18 protein-coding genes, 2 pseudogenes and 1 riboswitch are annotated in these 22,047 nt (G+C 36.1%); of the genes and pseudogenes, 11 read left to right on the plus strand and 9 right to left on the minus strand.

Annotated features, from left to right (window positions below; genetic code table 11):
* Window positions 1–32 precede the first annotated feature (32 nt).
* Window positions 33–383, minus strand: a complete 351-nt coding sequence (locus tag GX497_14455; protein HHY74395.1) for a hypothetical protein — start codon at window positions 381–383, stop codon at window positions 33–35.
* A 68-nt stretch (window positions 384–451) separates the two neighbouring features.
* The gene (locus GX497_14460; GenBank protein ID HHY74396.1) at window positions 452–691 is read right to left on the minus strand and encodes a hypothetical protein; all 240 of its coding nucleotides are present in this window, start codon (window positions 689–691) and stop codon (window positions 452–454) included.
* A 110-nt stretch (window positions 692–801) separates the two neighbouring features.
* Between GX497_14460 and GX497_14465 the strand changes: the two genes are divergently transcribed.
* A complete protein-coding gene (locus GX497_14465; GenBank protein HHY74397.1) occupies window positions 802–999 on the plus strand; it encodes a YbxH family protein in 198 nt (65 codons plus the stop codon).
* A gap of 21 nt (window positions 1,000–1,020) precedes the next feature.
* On the opposite strand, the gene GX497_14470 is transcribed toward GX497_14465, so the two are convergent.
* Window positions 1,021–1,215, minus strand: coding sequence for a hypothetical protein (locus GX497_14470; protein HHY74398.1), 195 nt, complete (start codon window positions 1,213–1,215; stop codon window positions 1,021–1,023).
* A 157-nt stretch (window positions 1,216–1,372) separates the two neighbouring features.
* On the opposite strand from GX497_14470, the gene GX497_14475 reads away from it, so the two are divergent.
* From GX497_14475 to GX497_14485, 3 genes are read left to right on the plus strand one after another with little or no spacing between them, the layout of a single operon-like run.
* Window positions 1,373–3,052: a spore germination protein gene (locus GX497_14475; protein ID HHY74399.1), complete on the plus strand. Its 1,680-nt coding sequence runs from the start codon at window positions 1,373–1,375 to the stop codon at window positions 3,050–3,052.
* Entirely contained in the window at window positions 3,049–4,257 is a 1,209-nt protein-coding gene (locus GX497_14480) for a Ger(x)C family spore germination protein (protein HHY74400.1), read from the plus strand. Before GX497_14475 ends, GX497_14480 begins: the two co-directional genes overlap by 4 nt.
* Window positions 4,258–4,270: 13 nt before the next feature.
* A complete protein-coding gene (locus GX497_14485) occupies window positions 4,271–5,356 on the plus strand; it encodes a GerAB/ArcD/ProY family transporter (protein ID HHY74401.1) in 1,086 nt (361 codons plus the stop codon).
* Between the two features lie 362 nt (window positions 5,357–5,718).
* Here GX497_14485 and GX497_14490 read toward each other — a convergent pair whose 3' ends face one another.
* From GX497_14490 to GX497_14500, 3 genes are all read right to left on the minus strand, one after another.
* Complete coding sequence (locus GX497_14490) at window positions 5,719–7,089, minus strand: alpha/beta hydrolase (GenBank protein ID HHY74402.1); 1,371 nt, start codon at window positions 7,087–7,089, stop codon at window positions 5,719–5,721.
* Between the two features lie 99 nt (window positions 7,090–7,188).
* Window positions 7,189–9,060 (minus strand): VWA domain-containing protein, encoded by a 1,872-nt coding sequence (locus GX497_14495; GenBank protein HHY74403.1) that lies wholly within the window; start codon window positions 9,058–9,060, stop codon window positions 7,189–7,191.
* Between the two features lie 13 nt (window positions 9,061–9,073).
* A complete protein-coding gene (locus GX497_14500; protein HHY74404.1) occupies window positions 9,074–9,601 on the minus strand; it encodes a hypothetical protein in 528 nt (175 codons plus the stop codon).
* Window positions 9,602–9,921: 320 nt separating this feature from the next.
* Here GX497_14500 and GX497_14505 point away from each other — a divergent pair, with 320 nt between their 5' ends.
* The 4 genes and pseudogenes from GX497_14505 to GX497_14520 all read left to right on the plus strand — a co-directional run bounded on the left by GX497_14505 (window position 9,922) and on the right by GX497_14520 (window position 12,856).
* Window positions 9,922–11,343 carry a SpoVR family protein gene (locus GX497_14505; protein HHY74405.1) on the plus strand — a complete coding sequence of 474 codons (1,422 nt, stop codon included), beginning with the start codon at window positions 9,922–9,924 and terminating at the stop codon, window positions 11,341–11,343.
* Window positions 11,344–11,545: 202 nt separating this feature from the next.
* A complete protein-coding gene (locus GX497_14510; protein HHY74406.1) occupies window positions 11,546–11,812 on the plus strand; it encodes a hypothetical protein in 267 nt (88 codons plus the stop codon).
* Window positions 11,812–12,093, plus strand: a complete 282-nt coding sequence (locus GX497_14515; GenBank protein ID HHY74407.1) for a type II toxin-antitoxin system RelE/ParE family toxin — start codon at window positions 11,812–11,814, stop codon at window positions 12,091–12,093. The genes GX497_14510 and GX497_14515 overlap by 1 nt, the downstream gene beginning before the upstream one ends.
* Window positions 12,094–12,220: 127 nt before the next feature.
* Window positions 12,221–12,856 (plus strand): annotated as a pseudogene (locus GX497_14520) (stage V sporulation protein R).
* A 272-nt stretch (window positions 12,857–13,128) separates the two neighbouring features.
* Here the strand turns inward: GX497_14520 and GX497_14525 are convergent.
* Both GX497_14525 and ugpC read right to left on the minus strand, forming a co-directional pair.
* A complete protein-coding gene (locus tag GX497_14525; protein ID HHY74408.1) occupies window positions 13,129–13,827 on the minus strand; it encodes a DsbA family oxidoreductase in 699 nt (232 codons plus the stop codon).
* Window positions 13,828–13,962: 135 nt separating this feature from the next.
* A complete protein-coding gene (gene ugpC / locus GX497_14530) occupies window positions 13,963–15,075 on the minus strand; it encodes a sn-glycerol-3-phosphate ABC transporter ATP-binding protein UgpC (protein ID HHY74409.1) in 1,113 nt (370 codons plus the stop codon).
* On the opposite strand from ugpC, the pseudogene GX497_14535 reads away from it, so the two are divergent.
* Window positions 15,049–16,256 (plus strand): annotated as a pseudogene (locus GX497_14535) (xylose isomerase). The gene ugpC and the pseudogene GX497_14535 sit on opposite strands and share 27 nt — an antisense overlap.
* A 75-nt stretch (window positions 16,257–16,331) precedes the next feature.
* Window positions 16,332–16,643 carry a hypothetical protein gene (locus tag GX497_14540; GenBank protein HHY74410.1) on the plus strand — a complete coding sequence of 104 codons (312 nt, stop codon included), beginning with the start codon at window positions 16,332–16,334 and terminating at the stop codon, window positions 16,641–16,643.
* 59 nt (window positions 16,644–16,702) lie between these two features.
* Here GX497_14540 and GX497_14545 read toward each other — a convergent pair whose 3' ends face one another.
* A complete protein-coding gene (locus GX497_14545; protein HHY74411.1) occupies window positions 16,703–17,581 on the minus strand; it encodes a cation transporter in 879 nt (292 codons plus the stop codon).
* 115 nt (window positions 17,582–17,696) lie between these two features.
* Window positions 17,697–17,881, plus strand: a riboswitch (cobalamin riboswitch).
* Between the two features lie 173 nt (window positions 17,882–18,054).
* Here GX497_14545 and GX497_14550 point away from each other — a divergent pair.
* Complete coding sequence (locus GX497_14550) at window positions 18,055–21,981, plus strand: DUF4430 domain-containing protein (protein ID HHY74412.1); 3,927 nt, start codon at window positions 18,055–18,057, stop codon at window positions 21,979–21,981.
* The last annotated feature ends 66 nt before the right edge of the window (window positions 21,982–22,047 follow it).

Genomic DNA, 22,047 nt, shown 5'->3' on the forward strand with positions numbered 1-22,047 from the left:
CAATTGAAACGCCGTAAGACAGGGTATTCTTATTAGTGGTGCTTAATCGTATACGTCCCATCTTCGGTTTTTATCGAAATATGATTTGGCTGTACATGTGTATGGAGCTTATTTGTTAATGGTATTTCATACGTTTCATACGGAATTTCCCTGTACTGGGCGTTATCTGTCCCGATTCTTCCTTTTCCATGCAGCTGTAGAACATAGGGAGAGACATAACCATCTATCGTTTTTGGTCTTTCATGAAGATTAGCTCCGCTTAGTGTCAGCGCCGTTTCATCAATATCACGATTTACTTCTTTTGTTATATGGACTAATTTTCCATTCAACTTGTTCAATGCATCCTGTAGTTGAAGATCATCTTCTGTTGGTTTTCTTTCCATTTTATTTAAATATAGCCCCTTCCTAACTATTTCCTTGCATATATATATAAAGTCTAATCATACTATTACTAGCCATAAATGGTAGAAGACGCTGGTTGTGTTGATAATGCATGGTCCACATACGTAAGCAATTGATAGGCCTTGTTCTCGATGATTGAATAATCTCGACTGAAATTACAGGCATGCAAAAATTGCTCGATTTTTTTTGATAGAAAATCATCTTTCGTACGGACCATTAAAATCAACAAATTATCCCACTCTCCGCGATTCATATAAAACAATGCTTTATCATAATCAACAGCAGTCATTCTCATTCCCCTTTCGAAGAATTGAATTTAGTTTATGACAAAAACAAAGTTTTACACTTTAGTTTGTACAGTAAATAATTACAGTAATGTATACAAAGGTGGGGTTATCAATGGGAGCAATTGAACGTGAAGGATATGTATTTCATATAGAATTTAGTCAAATTACAAAAACAGCAGCAATCCATGTAACAAAAGAAGGCGATTTTGTTACAGAATTAACCTTCCCTTTTGAAGGAAATGAACCAACACAGGAGCATATAGACAATAAAATAGAGGATTATTTAAATTTAAATATGAAGGAATGGTGATGAAATATTTTTCACCTTTCCTCATTGTTCTTCGCCCTCTTCAATTTTCTTGTCTTCATCTATCCTACTTAAAAACGGGATTGCTTTACTATTCATCACAAACCATATAAGAATTGGACCTAAAACATTAAAAGCAAAAACGCCAATCACAATAGTCCAAATAAATGGTGTTGTATTCAAAACATTCACATAGAACCATGAATGATAAAAATCCATCGATAATCGCCCTTCCCGATCTTATTTTCCCGTTCAGCAATAATCTGTAATTTTACCTCCCTATTTTCTCCTTTCGCACAATATTTAATCCAGACATTGAATAAAACACGATTGTAAAGGAAAGAAAATAATAGGAAGGTGTGAAGGGGTACCGTATATGGAAAATAGAATGAAAGAGAAGCTCCAAAAACAACTTGTAGAAAATATTGATAAAAATATCGCAACAATAAACGATATCCTTGGTGAAAATACAGATTTGGCACAAAAGGATTTTGTATTTCATGCTCAAACTGATATTAAAATGGTTTGTTTTTATATTGATGGTTTAACGAATACACAAGAAATTGAAGGAGTGCTTAATTCCTTCTTTTTTAAGGCTCCAGAACTAATTGTAAATAGTAATGTTGGTCCAATAAAACAAGATATTGCTAAAAAAATAACAGAAAATCTAATTACCCACCCTTCTGCAATAATCATAAAAACAGTAAAAGAAGTTATAAATGAAATTTTAATGGGTAATACTATATTTTTTATTGAATGCTGTAAAGAAGCAATTATGATTTCTTCAAAAGGCTGGGATACGCGTTCGGTAGAAGAGCCTGCAACAGAACAAGTTGTAAGAGGACCAAGGGACGGATTCACTGAAAATGTAAGATCAAATACCGCATTAGTTCGCCGCCGTATCCGTGATCCATTATTCCGAATAGAAAGTATGAAAATTGGTACAAAATCTAAAACAGATATTAATATCGCTTATTTAAAAGGGACTGTGAAAGAGGATATTCTTCAAGAGGTTAAAAGTAGACTGAAAAAAATAAAAATTGATGCCGTATTAGAAAGCGGCTACATCGAAGAACTTATTGAAGATGCTCCACTTTCACCCTTTCCCACTGTTCAAAGTACAGAACGTCCTGATAAGGTGGCAGCAGCTCTTCTTGAGGGTAGGATTGCCATTTTTGTTGATAATACGCCATTTGTCTTAATTGTGCCTTCTTATTTTTGGCAGTTTTTGCAAGCTAGTGATGATTATTATTCAAGATTTTATACAGGTACTTTTTACAGGGTGATCCGCTATATTGCGTTTGTTTTAAGCCTAACCTTACCGTCTATATATGTCATGCTTGTAAGCTTTCATCAAGAAATGATACCTACCCCATTGGCGCTGACGATTGCTTCCGGTCGTGAGATTGTTCCATATCCAGTGCTTTTAGAAGCAATCATTATGGAGATTGCATTTGAACTTATGCGTGAAGCGGGTTTACGGATGCCAAAGCCTGTTGGGCAGGCTGTTAGTATTGTTGGGTCTTTAATCATTGGGCAAGCAGCTGTACAGGCTGGGCTTGTGTCACCTTTTATGGTTATTGTTGTTGCCTTAACGGGCATTGCTTCTTTTGCAATTCCAAACTATTCGGCATCATTTTCAATCCGGGTCATCCGTTTTCCGTTGTTGATTGCATCAGGAACCATGGGTTTATTAGGTTTTGCTGCTACTTTCTTCATACTGGCTATTCATGCGATTTCCATTCGCTCTTTTGGGGAGCCGTATTTAGCACCGGCAACACCATTTAAACCATCAGATCAAAAAGATGCTATCTTCCGCTTTCCTTGGTGGAAAATGATTAGCCAGCCTGATTTAGCTGAGGGACAGGAAGACCGTGCAAAGGAAGAGCAAAAACCCCTGCCACCAAAAATTCAACAAGATAAGGCAAACAAAAAAGCGATGAAAGACGATAGCGTGAAGCAAGCAGAACAACAAAATGTAATTGAACAGAGTCGAGCACAATCCAAAAAAAGGTTTAGAAAACCGAAGAAACTGAAAGGAGAGAGCAACGAATGACAAAATATGTATTACTACCATTTGTTCTTGTTGTCATCTTCCTTTCAGGCTGTTCAGGTAAAAGAGAAATTAACGAATTAGCACTTGTAATGGCCGTTGGTATAGATAAAGTCGAAAATCAAAAAGAAGGGGAATCTAATCAATATGAGGTAACGGTTGAGGTTGCTCGTCCAGCTGATGCAAGGGGACAAACAGGGGCTCCAGCTGGGAATACCGGAGACCCTGTTTGGTCAGCATCAGCTCGAGGTAAAACAATATTTGAGGCGATCCGACACTTAGCTAGTTTCTCTACAAGAAAAGTGTTTTGGGCGCATAATTTTATTATCGTTGTAAACGAAGATGTGGCAAGAGATGGAATAAAAGATATTATTGATTTTTTTACAAGGAATCCAGAACTGCGGATGCGGACTTGGATTGCCATTACACCTGACAAAGCAAAGGATATCATTTCAACAATGACAGGATTGGAGGTCATTCCTGGGGAGGCTCTTGACAAACTTTATCGTTACACAGATATATCTGGGGCCGCCCCGAAAACGGAACTACTTGATGTTCAAGCGGCGTACCTTAGTGAAACAACACAGCCAATCATCGCGAGAATGCGGCTTATTGAGCGAGGCGTTTCAAATAAAAAACAAGGTCAAGCTGGTGCAATAAAGCAAGTAGAGTTGGAAGGAGCAGGCGTTTTTAAGGGTGACAAGCTCATTGGAACGTTGGACAGGGAGGAGGCAAAGGCAGCCGTTTTATTTATTGAAAAGGTAAAATCGCAAATCGTTGTTCTAACGTGCCCAAAGAATTCAGAGGAATTTATTACGGGAGAAATAGTTCATGACAGGTTCAATGTAGCGCCATCATATGTAAATGGTAAACCTGCTTTTATGGTTGACTTCAATGTATTTGTGAATGTAGTCGAAGCGGGCTGTCCGTTCTCCATTGCAAACCAGGAAGATGTAAGAACGCTTGAAAAAGGAATGGAGAATGAAATAAAGGGAAATATCGAAAAATTACTAAAAAAAGCACAACACGAGTATAATTCGGATTTCCTTGAGTTGGGGCAACGATTCAATAATAAGTTCCCTAGAGAGTGGAAGGACATTAAGAAAACATGGGATTCAACTTTTGCTGATGCAACGATAATAGTAAATGTTGATGCAAAAGTGAAAGGCGGAGTTTTATTATACACTCCAACCCGTTCCGGAAAATAATGAGGGATGAACGATGAGAGTTCAAATCACAAATGGAATGTTAATGGGATTAATCATTAACATGGTATACGCAAAAGCGATTGGTCTTACGCAGGGAAGTATGGCACGTGAAGTGGGGCGTGATATATGGCTTTCAACGATAATTTCGAGTGTAATCGCTGCTGTTTTTATCGTATTCATTGTTTTAATTATGCAGCGGATGCCTGAAGGCGATTTAATAGACCAAGGTAAGAAACTAATTGGCGTTTGGTTTGAAAAACTATTAGGGATTATCTTTTTTGTCTTTTTTCTAAGTTCGATTGGCCCAATTATGGCAACGTTTGTTTATCATTTAAAAGATTATTTTTTACCTGATGCACATACAAGTATTTTTATTGTTGTTGCTATAGTAGTAGGCTGCTATGCTATTTATTTTGGTATTGAAGTCATTTCCCGTATGGCGCTTGTCGGCGTTTTTTCTATTTTAAGCTTAAATATTTTATTGTTACTTGGCTCATTGGAAAAGTTTGATATACGTGAGCTATTGCCGGTATTTGAGTCAGGAGTTGTGAATACTGCTGTGGCTGGTCGCCATTTGCTCGCTGATTGGACGATGGTGTTTATGATGGTAGCGCTTATTTTGCCAAATGTGAAAGGGATGAAGGTTTGGAAACGATCCAATTTGGCTGGTGTTCTATATGGGGCAGGATTTATTTTGATGTGGCCGATTGTTGAAACGGGTGTCTTGTCGGCGCATGTTGCTGGTGAGTATGTTGTATCATGCATGCAAATGGCAAGAAGCGCCCAAATTGGCCTATATATCCATCGTTATGAAATGATAATGGTTGCATTTTTTGCAATTTCCACTTTAATACAAATTATGATGAGCCTATATTGTTCATCCATTTCCTTACAAAAAGTGTTCGGGATGAAAAGCTATCGCCCCTTGATAATACCAGTAGGGCTTTTATTTGGAGGCTTCGGCTATTGGATTGTATTTGATCATGCCCGTGCGATGCGCTTTATTGAAAATGAGTGGATTGGCATTTCGTTATCAATAGCAATTTGTGTACCGTTATTTATTTGGTTGATTGGATTGGCTTTGAAGGAGCGGTTGTAATCGCTCTTTTTTTCTTGTTAATCGTACTACAAATTCCCTTTATGGGCGAATATTTTAAAAGAAAAAAAGAGGGTTTCCCCTCAAGCCAACTTCTTTATGGTGCTGGATCTAAATAATAAAAAATTATTATTATTAATATGAAATATAGGAATTGGCGGAATAATTTATTTATTGTACTTTTTCTAAGATTCTTTATCAAATCAACCACTTGTAAAATGATAAATGTTAGCCAAAGTAAAAAACGTAGAAAGTATGGAACTACTGATAAAGAACCTACTAAGAAAATAATTAAACCTAGTATATAAGCGTAAAGTAATCCTAAGCCTATATATATGATATTGCCTAAATTTTTTTTCATAATGCTATTCCTTAATTAAAATTCTTTGGTATATCCATGAGAAAATTTTGTTCTGATGATTTATATTTGTATGTGCTGTATAATTACGATTTCCAAAATATACAAATCTTTGATTGAAATTAATTGGATATAAGCTACTTTCTTTCTTTATTTGTTTCGTTGATGGAATTCCTAATGCGCTTCCGCCGGTAACCCAGTCATCTCCAAAAGCATACCCTAATCCTAATTCCCCACCTGGTGTTTCATCTTCAATTCCATTTTCATCATTTTCTAAATTTGGATAACTTTTTCCCGTCTTTTCATTAAACAATTGTCTAAATGTATTAAAAACTTCCTGAGATGTTATAGTGGAATTATTAACTTTTATTTCTTCTAAAAAAGGAGTCCCTGAGTAATATGAATCAGTAATTATTCCACCTACACCATAATAATTAGTGTCCTTTTGATTTAGACTATATGTCAATCCTTGCCTTTTACATAAACTGCTATTTTCATTGTACCATAAGTAGCTATCATCTCGATCTAAGTCAGAAAGAACGGTTCCACATGGACCTGGGTTTGTTTTGGCGTTTGATCCCCAATGTGGCGTAGAAACAGTTATTAATTTTTTTACTTTAGGATCTGTATCATCCATTAAATTCTCTATATAATATCTAGAAACAAGGCCACCAGCGCTATGTCCTACTAAGTTAAATTGAGCTCTTTGTTTACCAGATTCATATAAAGTAAAATCGACACCAGAGTTTTTACTAGAAAAATGATTTTCTAAATTATTTAAATAACCTTCAAGTTCTTGGCCTGCATAAGAAATATGCCAGTTTCCCTCCCAGTTAAATGCAAATAACTGTTTATTTCTTTTGTAGCCTTTATTTTCCAAATAATTTGCAAGCTCTCCCTCTTTGACTTTTCTAATAAACTGTAAGTCAATTTCTCGATAATCAAGTGTAGTACCTTTTGTATATTTTTTTCCTGTAAATGTTTTATCACTAGAGATATCAATCTGAAACTCACCTCTGGTATCCTTAGAATCAGTTAACGCAGACCAATGGGCGCCATTCCAGACAAAAGTTTCAGCACCCCACCCAGATCCAGTATTTGAGAGAATCCCATGAATCAATACAATCGGTGCTTTGAAAGGAATCTTGGGTTTATCATCAATTCCATCATGATCTCCATCATCATCCGTATCTTTCTTATTAGGTTTTGATGCGAAAGTCCATGCATTAATGGATGACGGTATTGTGCTTGTACTAGACGCTAATAAGGTATTGTTTTTCATATTTATATTTCTAGATGTAGAAGTTTCATTATCAATGAATTTTTTCAAACTATTTATAACACTTTCAGGGAGTTCTATAGATATTTCCTCTTCCAACTCTTCAATATCAGGTATTCCATCTTCATCGGAATCAGTTAGGTCACCTTCTTGTGGCTGTTTAAGTAATTTTGAAATTGTTCCATCAGCTAATCTAATTCAAAAACCGTCATTTGTGGCACCGGATATTCTTTCTATAATCTTCTCTAAACTAATTGAGAAATTAGTGTTAATATCAGCGAAAATACCATCTGTTAGCCGATAAACGTCATCATAGAACGCCTGATAACGTGCAGGAGCGATAACAGATGTAATGATTCCATCATTTTTTAAATTATTTACTGCATCTTCCATTGAATTAACATCAGGAAAACGTGTTTCTTCTTTATAGTAAACATCAGTAAGAAGAACGATAAATTTTGAAACATTACTTCTAAAGCCTGATCTACGTGCTTCTTCTAATGCGTCAACTGCCGATTCTGCTGCATCACCGCCACCACTTGCATAGATTTTACTAATTGCTGCTTTAAAATCTTCAGGTGTTGTAAACCATCCTATGCTTTTTGTTGAATTTATACCATCTGCAGTAATATCCTTATATTCAACCAAGCCAAGTCGTACATCAACCTTGTTATTGTCTAATTTATTAACAAAATCGATAATGTTATTTTTAACATTTGAGATATAAGAGCTCATAGAGCCTGTTGAATCTATTACAAAAACAATATCAGCTTGTCCTTTTTCAATATTACTAGCTTGATTAAGCATTACCCAGTCATACAGTAATTTTGTTACATCCATAACAAAATAAATGCTAAAATGATTAATAGTTGTCGATATTTTATTATTGTCCTTATCTACCATTGTTTCCAAAGGTATAAGTTTACTACTTTCATCATCAAACCAAAAAATATTCAAATTTTCAATATTTGTATTTTCAAGTGTCTCGTCACTTATTGTAAACGATAACGTTGCTTCCTTAAAATCTGTGTCTAAACTAATATCAATTGGTTTTCCAATGATTCCTCTAATATCTTTTAGTAAAGGATTATCTGATTCATCTGTAATAGTAATATCATTATTGATGTCACCATGTCCTAATATGGTTAAATTAGGAATAGCCTCATTTTCTTCGAAAAGATGTGTTAATTTTTTAGGAGAAATATCTTGAGAAATATTTTCCTCTCCATCGTTAATTCCATTGTTATCTGAATCAGCACTAAGAGGATTAAAGCCCATTTTTATTTCACTTCCATCAAGAAGACCATCGTTATCTGTATCAGGCATTAGTGGATTCGTTTTGTAGATATTAACCTCTTCATAATCAGTTAATCCATCATTATCAGTATCTGGATTAGTAGGATCAGTCCCAAGATTAATTTCCTGTGAATTAGTTAATAAATCGCTATCGAAATCTTCTTCTCCGTCAAGTATTCCATTTTCATCAGTATCTTGTTTTGTAGGATCTGTATCCAGTGACAACACTTCAATACCATCGGATAATCCATCATTATCAGTATCTGGGTTATATGGATCTGTACCGAAATTTTTTTCAGCTTTATCAATAAGTAAATCACCATCACTATCACTATCTGACATTGGATTTAAAACCTTTATAATATATTCTTCACTTTCTGAAACATGGCGTCGGTTTTCACTTGAAGGTTTTGGCCATAAGACTTTGACTTTAACTTTATGATTTCCGGGTTGACTAATTTTAGCAGTGAAATTGAATTCAACTTGATCATTAGGTTTTAAATTTCCAAATGTATAATGATTTAGTTCGATGTTATCAATTAATAATGTAGCTACTAACCCTTTATTGCCAGAGTAGGAAGGGACATTCTGATATGTAACATTGATGTCAAATTGTTGATCTATTAGAATACTTTTGGGTAGGTCTACTGTAGTAATCGGGTTATTGATTGCTTCCTTTGAGTCCCCTTTTGCAGATGTTGAAAGTGGTTGGAATACTGTTGTAAAAAGTAATAAAATTATGAATAGTAGTTTACTTTTTTTAAAGTTTCTCAATTTAATCACTCCCTTAATCTAAAAACTTTTCTCTAAAGTTCTCAATAAAATATTTTATTTCTTGTGCTTTTAAATTATCGTTATCAGAGTCTGTGGAGTTTAATTGAGCATTATCCATTGAATTTAAGGTTAAATGGATTGTGTCTTTTGTTGTTGTAAAATTTTGTGATTGATTATTTATCTCACTATTTAGTTGAACTTTTTCTTTGGTTCCATCCGAATTATTTGATAAATCGCTAAAATCATTGGAAAGGTCATTCATGATTTTCTTTTTCAGAGTTCGCCATTCTTTTAGTAATAAATCTTTTTCCGCAGTATTGTTTTCCTCATTAAGTGTTTCAACCTTAAGCCATACTTTGTCACTTGTTTTCGAGAGCAAAAGTAATGCTTCGTTTACTGAATAAGTATCCAAGTCTGAGATGTTAGTTAACTCTTTGTTTGTCCCTGATGATTCATCAAAATTGAAATTTGCACTAACAATAGAGGTCAAAAATAAAATAAGTGCAAAAATCAATGAAGAGAAGAAAAATATGTTTTTCATCTTACTCACTCCTATAAATTTATAAATAGCCCAATGTATCAATTAACAAATGTGCCCTCCTTCTAATTGTGAATTATTGGGATATATGTAAATTTTAGCGGTTTGTTACTTTAAAATAAATAAAAATGTAAAATTATTGAAAATATGCAACAAATTAAAAATATGTTATAAATAAATTTCTTCAAAAAAGTAAAATAAAAAGCGAGAAGTTAATAAAACACTTTGCTCTTTTTTTGTTATCTTTTTCATTAAATATAGGAATTCAACATAAATTTACAGAAAGGGTGTGTTAGCTTTATTAACTTAAAGGGGAGATAAGGATGGCAAGAAATGAGCATCAGGCATTACAATACGCCATTGATGAAATAACAGAAATTGCAAAAGGATTTGGGTTGGATTTTTATCCGATGCGCTATGAAATTTGCCCTGCTGAGATAATATATACTTTTGGTTCTTATGGTATGCCAACACGGTTTTCCCATTGGAGCTTCGGAAAGCAATTTCACAAAATGAAGCTGCATTATGATTTAGGATTAAGTAAAATTTATGAGCTAGTCATTAACTCAGATCCATGCTATGCCTTTTTATTAAATACAAACAGTTTAATTCAAAATAAATTAATCGTTGCCCATGTGTTAGCCCACTGTGATTTCTTTAAAAACAATGTCCGTTTTAGCAATACGAAGCGTGATATGGTTGAAAGTATGGCGGCCACAGCTGACCGAATAAAAAAATATGAGCACGATTATGGGAAGCTTGAGGTTGAGAAATTTTTGGATGCTATATTGGCAATACAGGAGCATATTGACCCATCATTGTTAAGAGCAAAGCTCTCTTGGTCCATTGAAGATACATTTGTTGACGAAATAGAAGAGGAGCAGATGCCGCGAACTCCATATGACGATTTGTGGCGTTTAGAAGAACGTAATAAAAAGGATGATAGCCCGAAAAAGAAAGGAAAAAGGTTCCCACCGCAGCCTGAAAAGGATCTTCTCTTATTTATTGAACAATACAGCCGTGAGCTTGAAGAGTGGCAGCGCGATATTTTAACAATGATGCGCGAGGAAATGCTTTATTTCTGGCCGCAATTAGAAACGAAAATCATGAACGAAGGCTGGGCTTCGTACTGGCATGCCCGGATCATTCGTGAGTTAGACCTAACATCAGATGAAGCGATTGAATTTGCGAAGTTAAACGCAGGTGTTGTCCAGCCATCGCGGACATCAATTAATCCATATTATTTAGGCCTGAAAATTTATGAGGATATTGAGGAACGATACAATAATCCAACGGAAGAAATGAAGGATTTAGGTGTTGTAGCGGGTTCAGGTAGGGAAAAAATATTTGAAGTGCGCGAAGTGGAATCCGATATTTCCTTCATTCGAAACTATTTAACAAAAGATTTAGTCAATCGTGAAGATATGTATTTGTTCCAAAAGCAAGGCAAGGATTATAAAATCGTGGATAAAGAATGGGAGAATGTCCGCGACCAACTTGTCAATATGCGTGTCAATGGTGGCTTTCCATATATAACGGTCAACAATGGCGATTATATGAAAAACGGTGAGTTGTATTTAAAGCATTGGTATGAAGGTATTGAACTTGATTTGAAATATTTAGAAAAAGTGATGCCCTATATTTATCAGCTATGGGGCCGTCCTGTTCATATGGAAACAGTTGTAGAGAGTAAGGGTGCGTTATTTACGTATGATGGGAAAGCGATGCATCGGAAGTATATATAAAAGTATGGAGGGGCTGCTGAGGGATTGGCAGCTTTTTTCTTATGCAGAAAATAATAAAATGTTAGATATTTTGTAAATATATTTTTGGGAGAAGACTATCTATTTCATATGACAAAATAAAATCCCTATAATATTCCTTGAAGGTAATGCTTGTGATATGATTGGTTTAAGTCATAATAAAATTATTAACGGTGGTGATTGTATGGGGCAAATTCAGTCTTCAGATGAACTAATGGAGTACATTCAAAAAATGAATCGGGACAATTCCGTTTTACAATTTTCTATCCGCGGTAAAGGAAAATTTACACTCGTGTTACAAGAAGAAGATGAACAATCAATAAAAGCCGATGTTGAAGCTAACCATTCTCTTGAACAAATGATAAATGAAAGTCGGATACAATATAAGGAAGGATTAGGGATGTCGACTTCAGAAGTTTTAAAATCACTTTCTGTGAAGGACTTCATGTAATGTGTGAACGAAATATTGTATGGCTACCTATTGTAATAGAGAAATTAAAGGGATATAGAAGTATAAGATTTACCCCAGAAGAAACTTTTGATTTTATTGCGCATTTTATCCTAGAAACGGAAGATTTATTAACAAATAAAGTAATTGGAAAAGCCTATACCGAGGAATTTGGAAAGTATAAAGGGATTTCAAGGATTGTCATAAAAAAATTTCGAGTTTATTTTGAACAAATTGAAAATGATATAGTAATTGTTGCAATTTTATTTCCAGGTGAAAAATAAATTTATTGAGAACTTAATACATTTGTTTTAAACTGCACTCAATTGTACTTAATTTGATGTGTAGTTTTTTATTTTATATTTTGATTAAGTGAAAACAGAGTCATTTCAAATAGAAGATCCTTGATAAAACGAAGGCTGGGCATCGTACTGGCATGCCCGGATCATTCGTGAGTTAGACCTAACATCAGATGAAGCGATTGAATTTGCGAAGTTAAACGCAGGTGTTGTCCAGCCATCGCGGACATCCATTAACCCATATTATTTAGGCCTGAAAATTTATGAGGATATTGAGGAACGATACAATAATCCAACGGAAGAAATGAAGGATGTAGGTGTTGTACCGGGATCAGGGCGAGAAAAAATTTTCGAAGTGCGCGAGGTCGAATCAGATATCTCCTTCATTCGAAACTATTTAACAAAAGATTTAGTCAATCGTGAAGATATGTATTTGTTCCAAAAACAAGGCAAGGATTATAAAATCGTGGACAAAGAATGGGAGAATGTCCGCGACCAACTTGTCAATATGCGTGTCAATGGTGGCTTTCCATATATAACGGTCAATAATGGCGATTATATGAAAAACGGGGAGTTGTATTTAAAACATTGGTATGAAGGGATTGAACTTGATTTGAAATATTTAGAAAAAGTGATGCCCTATATTTATCAGCTATGGGGCCGTCCTGTGCATATGGAAACGGTTGTAGAGAGTAAGGGTGCGTTATTTACGTATGATGGGAAAGCGATGCATCGGAAGTATATATAGAAAATTACGGGAGCTGCTGAGGGGATTGGCAGCTTTTTTGGGGATAAGGTGAAGAGGTTTTGCGTTTCACACTTGATCCACATCGTCTTTCTAGTGCCCGGAATTTCAATTTTTGGGAGCTAACGGTCACTACTCTGCCTAGCTAGTGACCGCAAACTTGTTTTAGTGGGTCAAACGGTCACTACTTCGCTTCACTAGTGACCGATATATAACTTTTGTGTGGAATACGGGCTCTATACCGCTTCACGAGTAATAGGTTCCTTGCCAGCTCTCTACTTCCTCGGTATTTCACAACCATTCTCGTCACAGGCTGGGCCACCCATAGCACTTGCTTCATTTTCACGGCGGTTTTGACCAGTTACCATATTGTCTTCCATTTCATACGGCCCATCTTGTTCCATAACTTGTTGTAAAGCCTGCACGAATACTTCCGTTGGCTGTGCACCTGTGAGGGCGTATTTCCTATTAATGAGGAAAAAAGGAACGCTCCGAATTTCAAGTGTAGCTGCTTCTTGTTCATCTGCGCGAACTTCCTCACTCATACTGTCATTTGCCAGCATGGCTGCAACTTTATTACGATTCAATCCAACTTCCCCAGCTAAATCAATTAAAGTTGAGTGATCACCAATATGCTTGGATTCCGTAAAATAAGCACGCAGTATTCGTTCCGCCATTTCGTTCATCAACCCATAGGATTTTGCCAACATAGTAAGACGGTGTGCATTAAACGTATTAGTTAAAATTAGCGTGTCAAATTGATAGTCCAACCCAACCTCTGTCGCCATTTGCTCTATATTGCGGCAGTTAGCTTTTGCTTGCTCAATCGAAATTCCATATTTTTCAGCTAGTTTTTCGTAAATATTTTTGCCAACATCGCGTTCCATTGTAGAATCTAACTCAAAACAACGATAAACTATTTTTACAGGCTGATCAATCTTCTGAAGTGCGTCCTCCAGACGCCTTTTTCCAATATAGCAAAATGGTCAAGCAAAATCAGTCCACATTTCGATTAACATAAAAAAACCCCCTCTGTTTTTTAAATAGTATAATACTAAGAGTCTATCCAGTCTAATCGGCCGCTTATAAGGAAGATCTAACTTAATTCTTTACTTTATTCTCATCGTTGTTTCATTATCAAAAAAATGAGCTTTATTCATGTCAAAGCCTACTTCCAACGTTTGACCGTGTTTAACATCTGTTCTAGAGTCTATTCTTGCTACTAAATTTTGTTCATTAACTGTAGCATAAATAATCGTTTCGGCTCCCATTAATTCAACTACGTCCACGTTAACATGCAAGGTTGTGTCTGGTGATGATTGAATAAACACCGGCTCATCATGTATATCCTCGGGGCGGATTCCTAAAGTTAATTTTTTATTTTCATAGCCTTGATTACGTAACACCTTTAATCTTCCTTCAGGTATTTTTAATGAAAGATTACTGTCACTCATTACAAAACAATCTTCTTTCAACTCGCCATTATAAAAGTTCATTGCTGGAGACCCGATAAACCCACCTACAACTATATTTTCCGGGTTATCATAAATTTCCTTTGGAGCGCCAATTTGATGAATGACTCCATCTTTCATCACAACGATTCTAGTTGCCATTGTCATTGCTTCAGTTTGGTCATGGGTGACATAAATTGTCGTTGTGTTTAGGCGTTGATGAAGCTTAATAATTTCTGAACGCATTTGAACGCGCAATTTTGCATCTAAATTTGATAATGGCTCGTCCATTAGGAAAACTTTCGCATCGCGTACGATTGCCCGACCTAAGGCAACACGCTGCCGTTGCCCACCTGATAATGCTTTCGGCTTTCGAGTTAAATACTGATCAAGCCCTAAAATTTGTGCTGCCTCCTTCACACGTCTATCAATTTCCTGCTTGTCAAATTTCCGTAGCTTCAAAGCGAATGCCATATTATTATAGACATTCATATGAGGGTAAAGGGCATAGTTTTGGAACACCATGGCAATATCCCGATCTTTTGGTGCAACATCATTGACACGATCATTATCTATGTAAAAATCCCCTTTTGAAATATCCTCAAGACCTGCGATCATCCTGAGTGTCGTCGATTTTCCACATCCAGATGGACCTACGAAAACAATAAACTCCCGATCTTTAATATATAGGTTAAAATCTGCGACGGCAGTTACATTATTATCATATTTGGAGGAATGTGTGTGATGAGTTATTTTGAAAATATTGAGCATGTAAAATATGAAGGTTCGGATTCAAAAAATCCTTTTGCATTTAAATATTATAATCCAGAAGAAAAAATTGGTGGAAAATCTATGGAAGAGCTTTGCCGTTTTGCAATTTCCTATTGGCATACGTTTACAGGTGAAGGCACGGACCCATTTGGACAAGGCACCATGGTTAGAACATATGGAAAATATTCAGGCATGGATTTATCAAAAGCCCGGGTAGAAGCATCTTTTGAATTTTTTGAAAAAATGAATGTCCCTTATTTTTGTTTCCATGATGCAGATATTGCTCCTGAAACAGATTCTCTAAAGGAAACTTTAAAAAATATCGATGAAATTATCGCGTTAATCAAGGAGCATTTAAAAACAAGCAAAACGAAGCTACTTTGGAATACAGCAAATATGTTTTCCCACCCACGTTGGTTGCACGGGGCAGCGACATCACCGAATTAAATACAGACGTGAAACTTGAGATTGATAATTTGGCACGGTTTTTCCATATGGCCGTTGATTACGCAAAAGAAATTGGTTTTACAGGCCAGTTTCTAATTGAGCCAAAGCCGAAAGAACCGACAAAACACCAATATGATTTTGATGTGGCAACAGGTATTGCTTTCTTAAAAACATATGACCTTGATAAACATTTTAAATTTAATATCGAAGCAAACCATGCGACATTAGCTGGACACACATTCGAGCATGAGCTGCGGGTTGCACGCATCAATGGCATGCTTGGGTCAGTCGATGCCAACCAAGGTGACCCACTGCTTGGGTGGGATACAGATGAATTTCCAACTGATTTATATTCAACGACGCTAGCGATGTATGAAATTTTAAAAAATAATGGTCTTGGCACCGGGGGTTTAAATTTTGATGCCAAAGTAAGAAGAGGTTCCTTTGAGCCAGAATATTTATTCCACGCCCATATTGCAGGGATGGACAGTTTTGCCGTGGGGGCAAAGGTCGCTAGTAGATTAATTGAAGATAAAATTTTAGATGATTTTGTGGCAAAACGGTACAGTAGCTACACCGAAGGCATCGGGAAAGATATTTTCGAAGGAAAAGCAGATTTCCATACACTGGAGGACTACGCAATAAAGCTTGATAAAATTGAGAATAAATCAGGCAGACAGGAGAATTTAAAAGCTATTCTCAATCAATATTTAATAGATACCTATCGTGGGTAATTAAAGTACTGATTGCAAACTGTAGGAGGAGCGCAATTACTATGGAATGAAGAAAAAGGTAGAATTCTTGAACTAATGACTTGCGATAATTTTACGTTTGGGCAGCCGCTAAGGGGGCAGGAAATTAAGATTCTAAACGAAGTTGAATATGTCTATCTTCGCGTTGAAGTAAAAACACATATTTATCAATATTTTTATTCGTTAGATGGCGCTGACTGGCATTTGCTGCCGATTACATTTGAATCATATAAGTTATCAGATGATTATATCCAAGGTGGAGGCTTTTTTACTGGAGCGTTTGTGGGGATGCAGTGTCAAGACACATTGGGCAGCCATTTACATGCTGATTTTGATTATTTTATTTATAAACCAAATGAAAGTAATTAATTTCTTTTCCGGGAATCAAATATGGTTTTTGATTCCCAGTTTTTGTTCAAACATTTTCTTTAAGTAGGTTCTACATGGACATGAACATTGAAAACAGCATGCTCTTTTTTTAAATTAACCTCAACTTCCGTACAAATATCATGGGCATTTTTAAGCGGCAAATTTGCGTTGACAAGGATTACAATATCAACAACAGTGTTGTTTCCATATTTTCTAGCTCTAATTTCTTTTACATCCTTTACACCTGATATATGTACAATTGAATCTTTGTAGTCCTCAATCAGTTTTTCATCAAAGCCATCGGTCAAGCTATGAGCTGTATCAATAAAAATATCCCAAGCGGTTTTACAAATAAGAAAACCTACAATAATTGCCGCAAGCGAATCAAGCCATGGCAGATTGAATTGTGAGCCAATGATACCTACAGCAGCCCCAATGCTCACCCAAGCATCCGATAAATTATCCTTTGCAGCAGCCATAACGGCTTGGCTATTTATTTTCTTAGCTAATTTATTATTGTAAAGATAGACGAAGTACATGATGACGGCACAAAAAATTCCAGTCCAAGCAGATAGGAGGTCTGGAGCTTCTTCCCTTCCATCGAACACCGATGTTACTGCTGCAAATAATACTTGAAGGCCAACAGACATCATAATAAATGAAGCAACCATTGAGGCTACTGTTTCCGATTTCCAATGACCGTATGGATGATCTTTATCAGCTGGTTTTTGGGAGATTTTTAAGCCGATGAGAACAGCAATGGAGGCAATGATATCTGTACTATTATTAAAACCGTCTGCTTTTAAAGCTTCCGAGTGAGTTATGAAACCAATAACTAGCTTCATGGCGGCAAGGATAATATAAGCAATAATACTAATTATAGCGCCGCGTTCACCTAGTTTTAAGTCATTATATCTTTCTTGTTTAAGCTGTTCCATAATAAACCTCCAATAAACATTCAATTTCAATAGTACTTCTTTTGTCTATGTTTAACAATCCTATCGTAATAGATGGACAAAATTCATTTAATAGGTGTATTATATCTTTAAAATATTAATATTATTTTGGTTAGGTGCAATTAAGTTTGCTTAATAGGGAAGTTCGGTGAAAATCCGGCACGGTCCCGCCACTGTAAATGCTTAGAGTCACACATGGAAGCCACTATTGAAGAATGGGAAGGCTGTGCGATTCGTTTTGAGGCATGAGTCAGGAGACCTACCTAATCAAGGAACACCCAAAAACCCCTACGAGGAATAGGGAGGTGTAGTGAACGGATAAAATGTTACTTTTATTGTATTTTATTTTGTTGCTAAAAACCACCTCCCAAAATAGGGCGAGGTGGTTTTTTGTACGTCAAAAAAGAGTATTTGCAATGTGACGCTCTCGGGTGAAAAAGATAGGAGGAGAAAAATTGGGGAAGTTTTTAAGAATGTCGGTTCTAGCAATCGTGTTGTTTGCACAATTGCTAACTGGGGTAAATGTGGGGGTTTCGGCGGAGGCAACGAACGATGAAGTTAATAATATAACAGCTTTATCGTTGTTAACTGCTGCGGAAAAAGTGGAGATTGAAGAATCTTCGTGGGGTCCAATGATAACAGCGATTAATGGATTGAAAGCTGCTCCACCTTATTTTTGGGCCTTTTATGTAAATAATGATGAGGCATCTGTAGGCGCAGGAGATTATATACCAGAAGTTGGAGACCAGCTCTCGTTTCGATATACATCATGGGAAGATACTTCAAACACATATACGACCGAAGAAACTATAAAAGTTGTAGGGCTATCATCTAATTCAACTGCTTTATCACTTCTGCAAGAAGCGGAAACCATAGAGGTAGAGGAATCACAATGGGGCCCCATGATTAAAGCAATCAATGGCCTCAGAGAAGCAGGCACATACTACTGGGCCTTTTATGTGAATGGAGCGGAGGCATCTGTAGGAGCGCATTCCTATAAACCAAAAGCTGGTGATGCACTGACCTTTAAATATACATCATGGGCGGGAGAGCCAGATAAGGTACAGCCAAGTAGTAAAATTACAATCGCTGCCTTACCTATTGGGGAACCCCCTTTAAATGAGGGGACTAAGCCGAATATTCAGTGTAACCAATTACCGGAAGGGACACCTATAGAAAAAGCCGTTAAATGGGTTCAATGCAATAACAATACTCCAACTTTGGAAGAAGTATTAGCATTTAGACAAATAGGGCAGCCTGTTCCTAAATCCTATATAGAAAACATTGAAAAAAGTGTTAATGCTACTAGTGGTAACTTTACTAGTGTCACCGACCTTGAAAAAGCTGCGCTTGGTCTAATACTTAGTGATAAAGACCCTACTAATTTCAATGGAATTAATGTAATAGAAAAGATCTATAACAATAAAAATTTGACCATGCAGGGAATAAATGGAGTTATATATGGGTTAATCACGTTAGACAGTAAAAACTTCCCTGTCCCAAGTAATGCTGAATGGACTAGGGAAAAATTAATTAAACACATTATAAACAATCAATTAAGTAGTGGCGGATGGGCATTAAATGGTTCAACAGCAGACATTGATATAACTGCAATGACCCTAAGTAGTTTAGCTAAATATCAAAATCAACAAAATGTAAAAGCAACCATTGATAAAGCAATCCAATTTCTAAAGAATTCACAGCAACAAAGTGGTGGGTTTTTATCTATAAATGGACAAGAAAATAGTCAAAGTTCTGCCCAAGTAATTATTGCCTTATCTACTCTCGGGATTAACCCAGAAGGATTTACAAAGCAAAATAGCAATGTTCATAGTGCCTTGCTTTTGTTTCAAAATAATGATGGTGGATTTTCAAACCTTAATGGTAGAAACTCAGAATTAGTTTCTACTGGTCAGGGATTGCTTGCTCTTATTTCCTATGAGAGATTCGAAAAAGGAAAAAGCTCAGTATATGATTTATCTGCTTTACCTCCTTTAGTTGTAGGGGAAAGGGGAGGAAATGGTAGTGGTGGTTCATTTCCAACACCACCTGGTGATGGAAAAAAACAAACAATTACAATTACAGTCAGAAGCCATCAGTCTACTATTCTATCGACAAGTACAATGGAAGTAAGTTCTGGAACAACTGCTTTAAGTGCCCTACTAGATGCACTTGGAAGTAGAGTTGAAACAAGTGGTTATGGATCAACAGCCTATGTAATTGCGATTGATGCTTTAGCTGAGTTTCAACATGGGCCAACAAGCGGCTGGAAGTATTCAGTAAATGGTTATTTTCCTAGTAGTAGCGCAGGGTCATACAGTTTAAATAATGGTGACAGCCTAGAATGGGTTTATGTTCTAAAGGATGATGAGGCAGCGAAAGAAAAAGCGGCAATGAGTGGAAACGTTCAAAACACCAGACCAGAGGCTGTAAGTATTGCTGTTTTTGATTCATTAGAAAGTATAAAAGCCAATTCGCAAAAGTTAAATGTAATTCTTAATAAAGAACAAAAAATGTTAGCTGGGGAAGCACAAAAATTAAAAGAAGCCTTACAAGCAAATATTGTTAAACTCGAAAAAAGTGTTATTCCAACTGAGGAAACAGTTATTACTGGTCCAACAGTTGATGAAGCTAAAATTATTATTCCAAAAGAAGCTTTAAAAGAGCAAAAAACGATTAAAATAGAAGAACTTGATGCATCTGCAAATAAAGATAGTCAAGTAAAATCTCCGATTTATCAATTTTTTCCAAATGGTATAAAATTTGAAAAGCCAGTCTATATTTCTATTACTATACCGATTGAGAATGATGATTTAGATTATTTTGTGATGGCATGGTTTGATGAAGAAGAAAAACAATGGCTACCAATTCCTACGGTTATTGATGCAAAAACAGGTATCGTTACGGGCATGGTTGATCACTTTACTAAATTTGCGGTAATTTCCAAGTCAGCTGAAAATAAACTTGATATAACTGCTGAAATGAATCAGTTAATCCGCTATCTTCAAGAGGATCAAACACAATCAGAGTGGGAAGACTTCGGATTAGCCCGATTGAATCTAGCTGACAAAAAGGCTGTTATAGCGGGGATTATTAAAAAGTTAACAGAAGCGAACGGAGATTTTCGGAAAATTACTGACTACGAACGCTATGCATTAACTGTCCATGCATTAGACGGTAATCCAACGAGCATAGGCGGCTATGATTTAATTGAAAAAATCTATAATAATGAACGAATGACATTGCAAGGAACGAACGGTTTGATTTTTGCCCTTATTGCATTAGATAGCGGCCATTATCAAGTGCCAAGTAATGCCAAGTGGAATCGAGAAAAAATCTTAGCAGAAATATTGACAAATCAAAATAAAGATGGTGGATTTTCACTTGTGAACGGTGAGGCTTCTGATGTTGATATTACAGCAATGGCGATAAGTAGCTTGGCAAATTATAAAGAAATGGAAAATGTGTCAAGTGCGATTGATAAAGCAATCAATTGGTTAAGCAGTGTACAACAAGGAAGTGGCGGTTTTATTGCCGATGGGGCGGAAAATAGTGAAAGTGCCGCTCAGGTTATCATTGCTTTAACCTCTGTTGGAATTGATCCACAAGGAAGTTTATTTACGAAGGCAAAAGGAAACGTCATTTCAAACCTCCTGTCATACCAAACAAAAGATGGGGGCTTTGCCAATCTTAAAAATGAAGCATCAAACCAAATTGCTTCAGAACAAGCTTTATTGGCATTGATTGCATTGGATCGCTTCAATAATAGTATGGGTTCTATTTATCTATTTACGAACGAGGAAAAAGCGAAAGAAGCCGTGAAAAGTATTCCAGTTTTTGCTGATGAAAAACAAATATCGTCTTATGCCCTCCAATCTATTTATGAGGCTTTTGATAAAGAGATCATGTACGGCGTTGAAAAAGAGCCGTTAAAGTTTGCGCCACTAGAGCCGCTAACACGCGCCCAGTTCACCGCTATTTTAGTAAAGCTATTGGAAGGCGAAGCATATGAACAAAACAATATTATTTTTGAAGATGTAAAACCAGGTCAGTGGTATTACAGTGTTGTGATGAGAGGGCATCAACTTGGAATTATAAGCGGGACATCAGCAACAACATTTAATCCAAATGAGGCGATTACTAGAGAACAAGTTGCAGTAATCCTTGCTAGAGCTTTCCAACTAGTACAAAAACAAGAGGCGTCCAAAACAATCATTTACAAAGATATTGCAAACTTAAGTCAATATAATCAAGTAGCAATTGAAGCGCTGTATGACCATAACCTTATGAAAGGCTATGAAGGTGGTTTATTTAAACCAAACGATTTGGTAACAAGAGAAATGGGAGCAGTGCTTGCAGTCCGTATTGCAGAAAAATTTTAACTATAATAAAAGAGAGTGCCTCCACAATATTGTATTTAGTGGAGGCGGCCCTCTTTTCTGTTGATG

The organism is Bacillus sp. (in: firmicutes) (assembly GCA_012842745.1).
Classification (GTDB): Bacteria; Bacillota; Bacilli; order Bacillales; family Bacillaceae_J; genus Schinkia.

Coding starts and splice junctions, on each gene's coding strand:
- GX497_14455 (HHY74395.1), bottom strand. CDS start 383: ATGGAAAGAAAACCAACAGAAGATGATCTTCAACTACAGGATGCATTG.
- GX497_14460 (HHY74396.1), bottom strand. CDS start 691: ATGACTGCTGTTGATTATGATAAAGCATTGTTTTATATGAATCGCGGA.
- GX497_14465 (HHY74397.1), top strand. CDS start 802: ATGGGAGCAATTGAACGTGAAGGATATGTATTTCATATAGAATTTAGT.
- GX497_14470 (HHY74398.1), bottom strand. CDS start 1,215: ATGGATTTTTATCATTCATGGTTCTATGTGAATGTTTTGAATACAACA.
- GX497_14475 (HHY74399.1), top strand. CDS start 1,373: ATGGAAAATAGAATGAAAGAGAAGCTCCAAAAACAACTTGTAGAAAAT.
- GX497_14480 (HHY74400.1), top strand. CDS start 3,049: ATGACAAAATATGTATTACTACCATTTGTTCTTGTTGTCATCTTCCTT.
- GX497_14485 (HHY74401.1), top strand. CDS start 4,271: ATGAGAGTTCAAATCACAAATGGAATGTTAATGGGATTAATCATTAAC.
- GX497_14500 (HHY74404.1), bottom strand. CDS start 9,601: ATGAAAAACATATTTTTCTTCTCTTCATTGATTTTTGCACTTATTTTA.
- GX497_14505 (HHY74405.1), top strand. CDS start 9,922: ATGGCAAGAAATGAGCATCAGGCATTACAATACGCCATTGATGAAATA.
- GX497_14510 (HHY74406.1), top strand. CDS start 11,546: ATGGGGCAAATTCAGTCTTCAGATGAACTAATGGAGTACATTCAAAAA.
- GX497_14515 (HHY74407.1), top strand. CDS start 11,812: ATGTGTGAACGAAATATTGTATGGCTACCTATTGTAATAGAGAAATTA.
- ugpC (HHY74409.1), bottom strand. CDS start 15,075: ATGCTCAATATTTTCAAAATAACTCATCACACACATTCCTCCAAATAT.
- GX497_14540 (HHY74410.1), top strand. CDS start 16,332: ATGACTTGCGATAATTTTACGTTTGGGCAGCCGCTAAGGGGGCAGGAA.
- GX497_14545 (HHY74411.1), bottom strand. CDS start 17,581: ATGGAACAGCTTAAACAAGAAAGATATAATGACTTAAAACTAGGTGAA.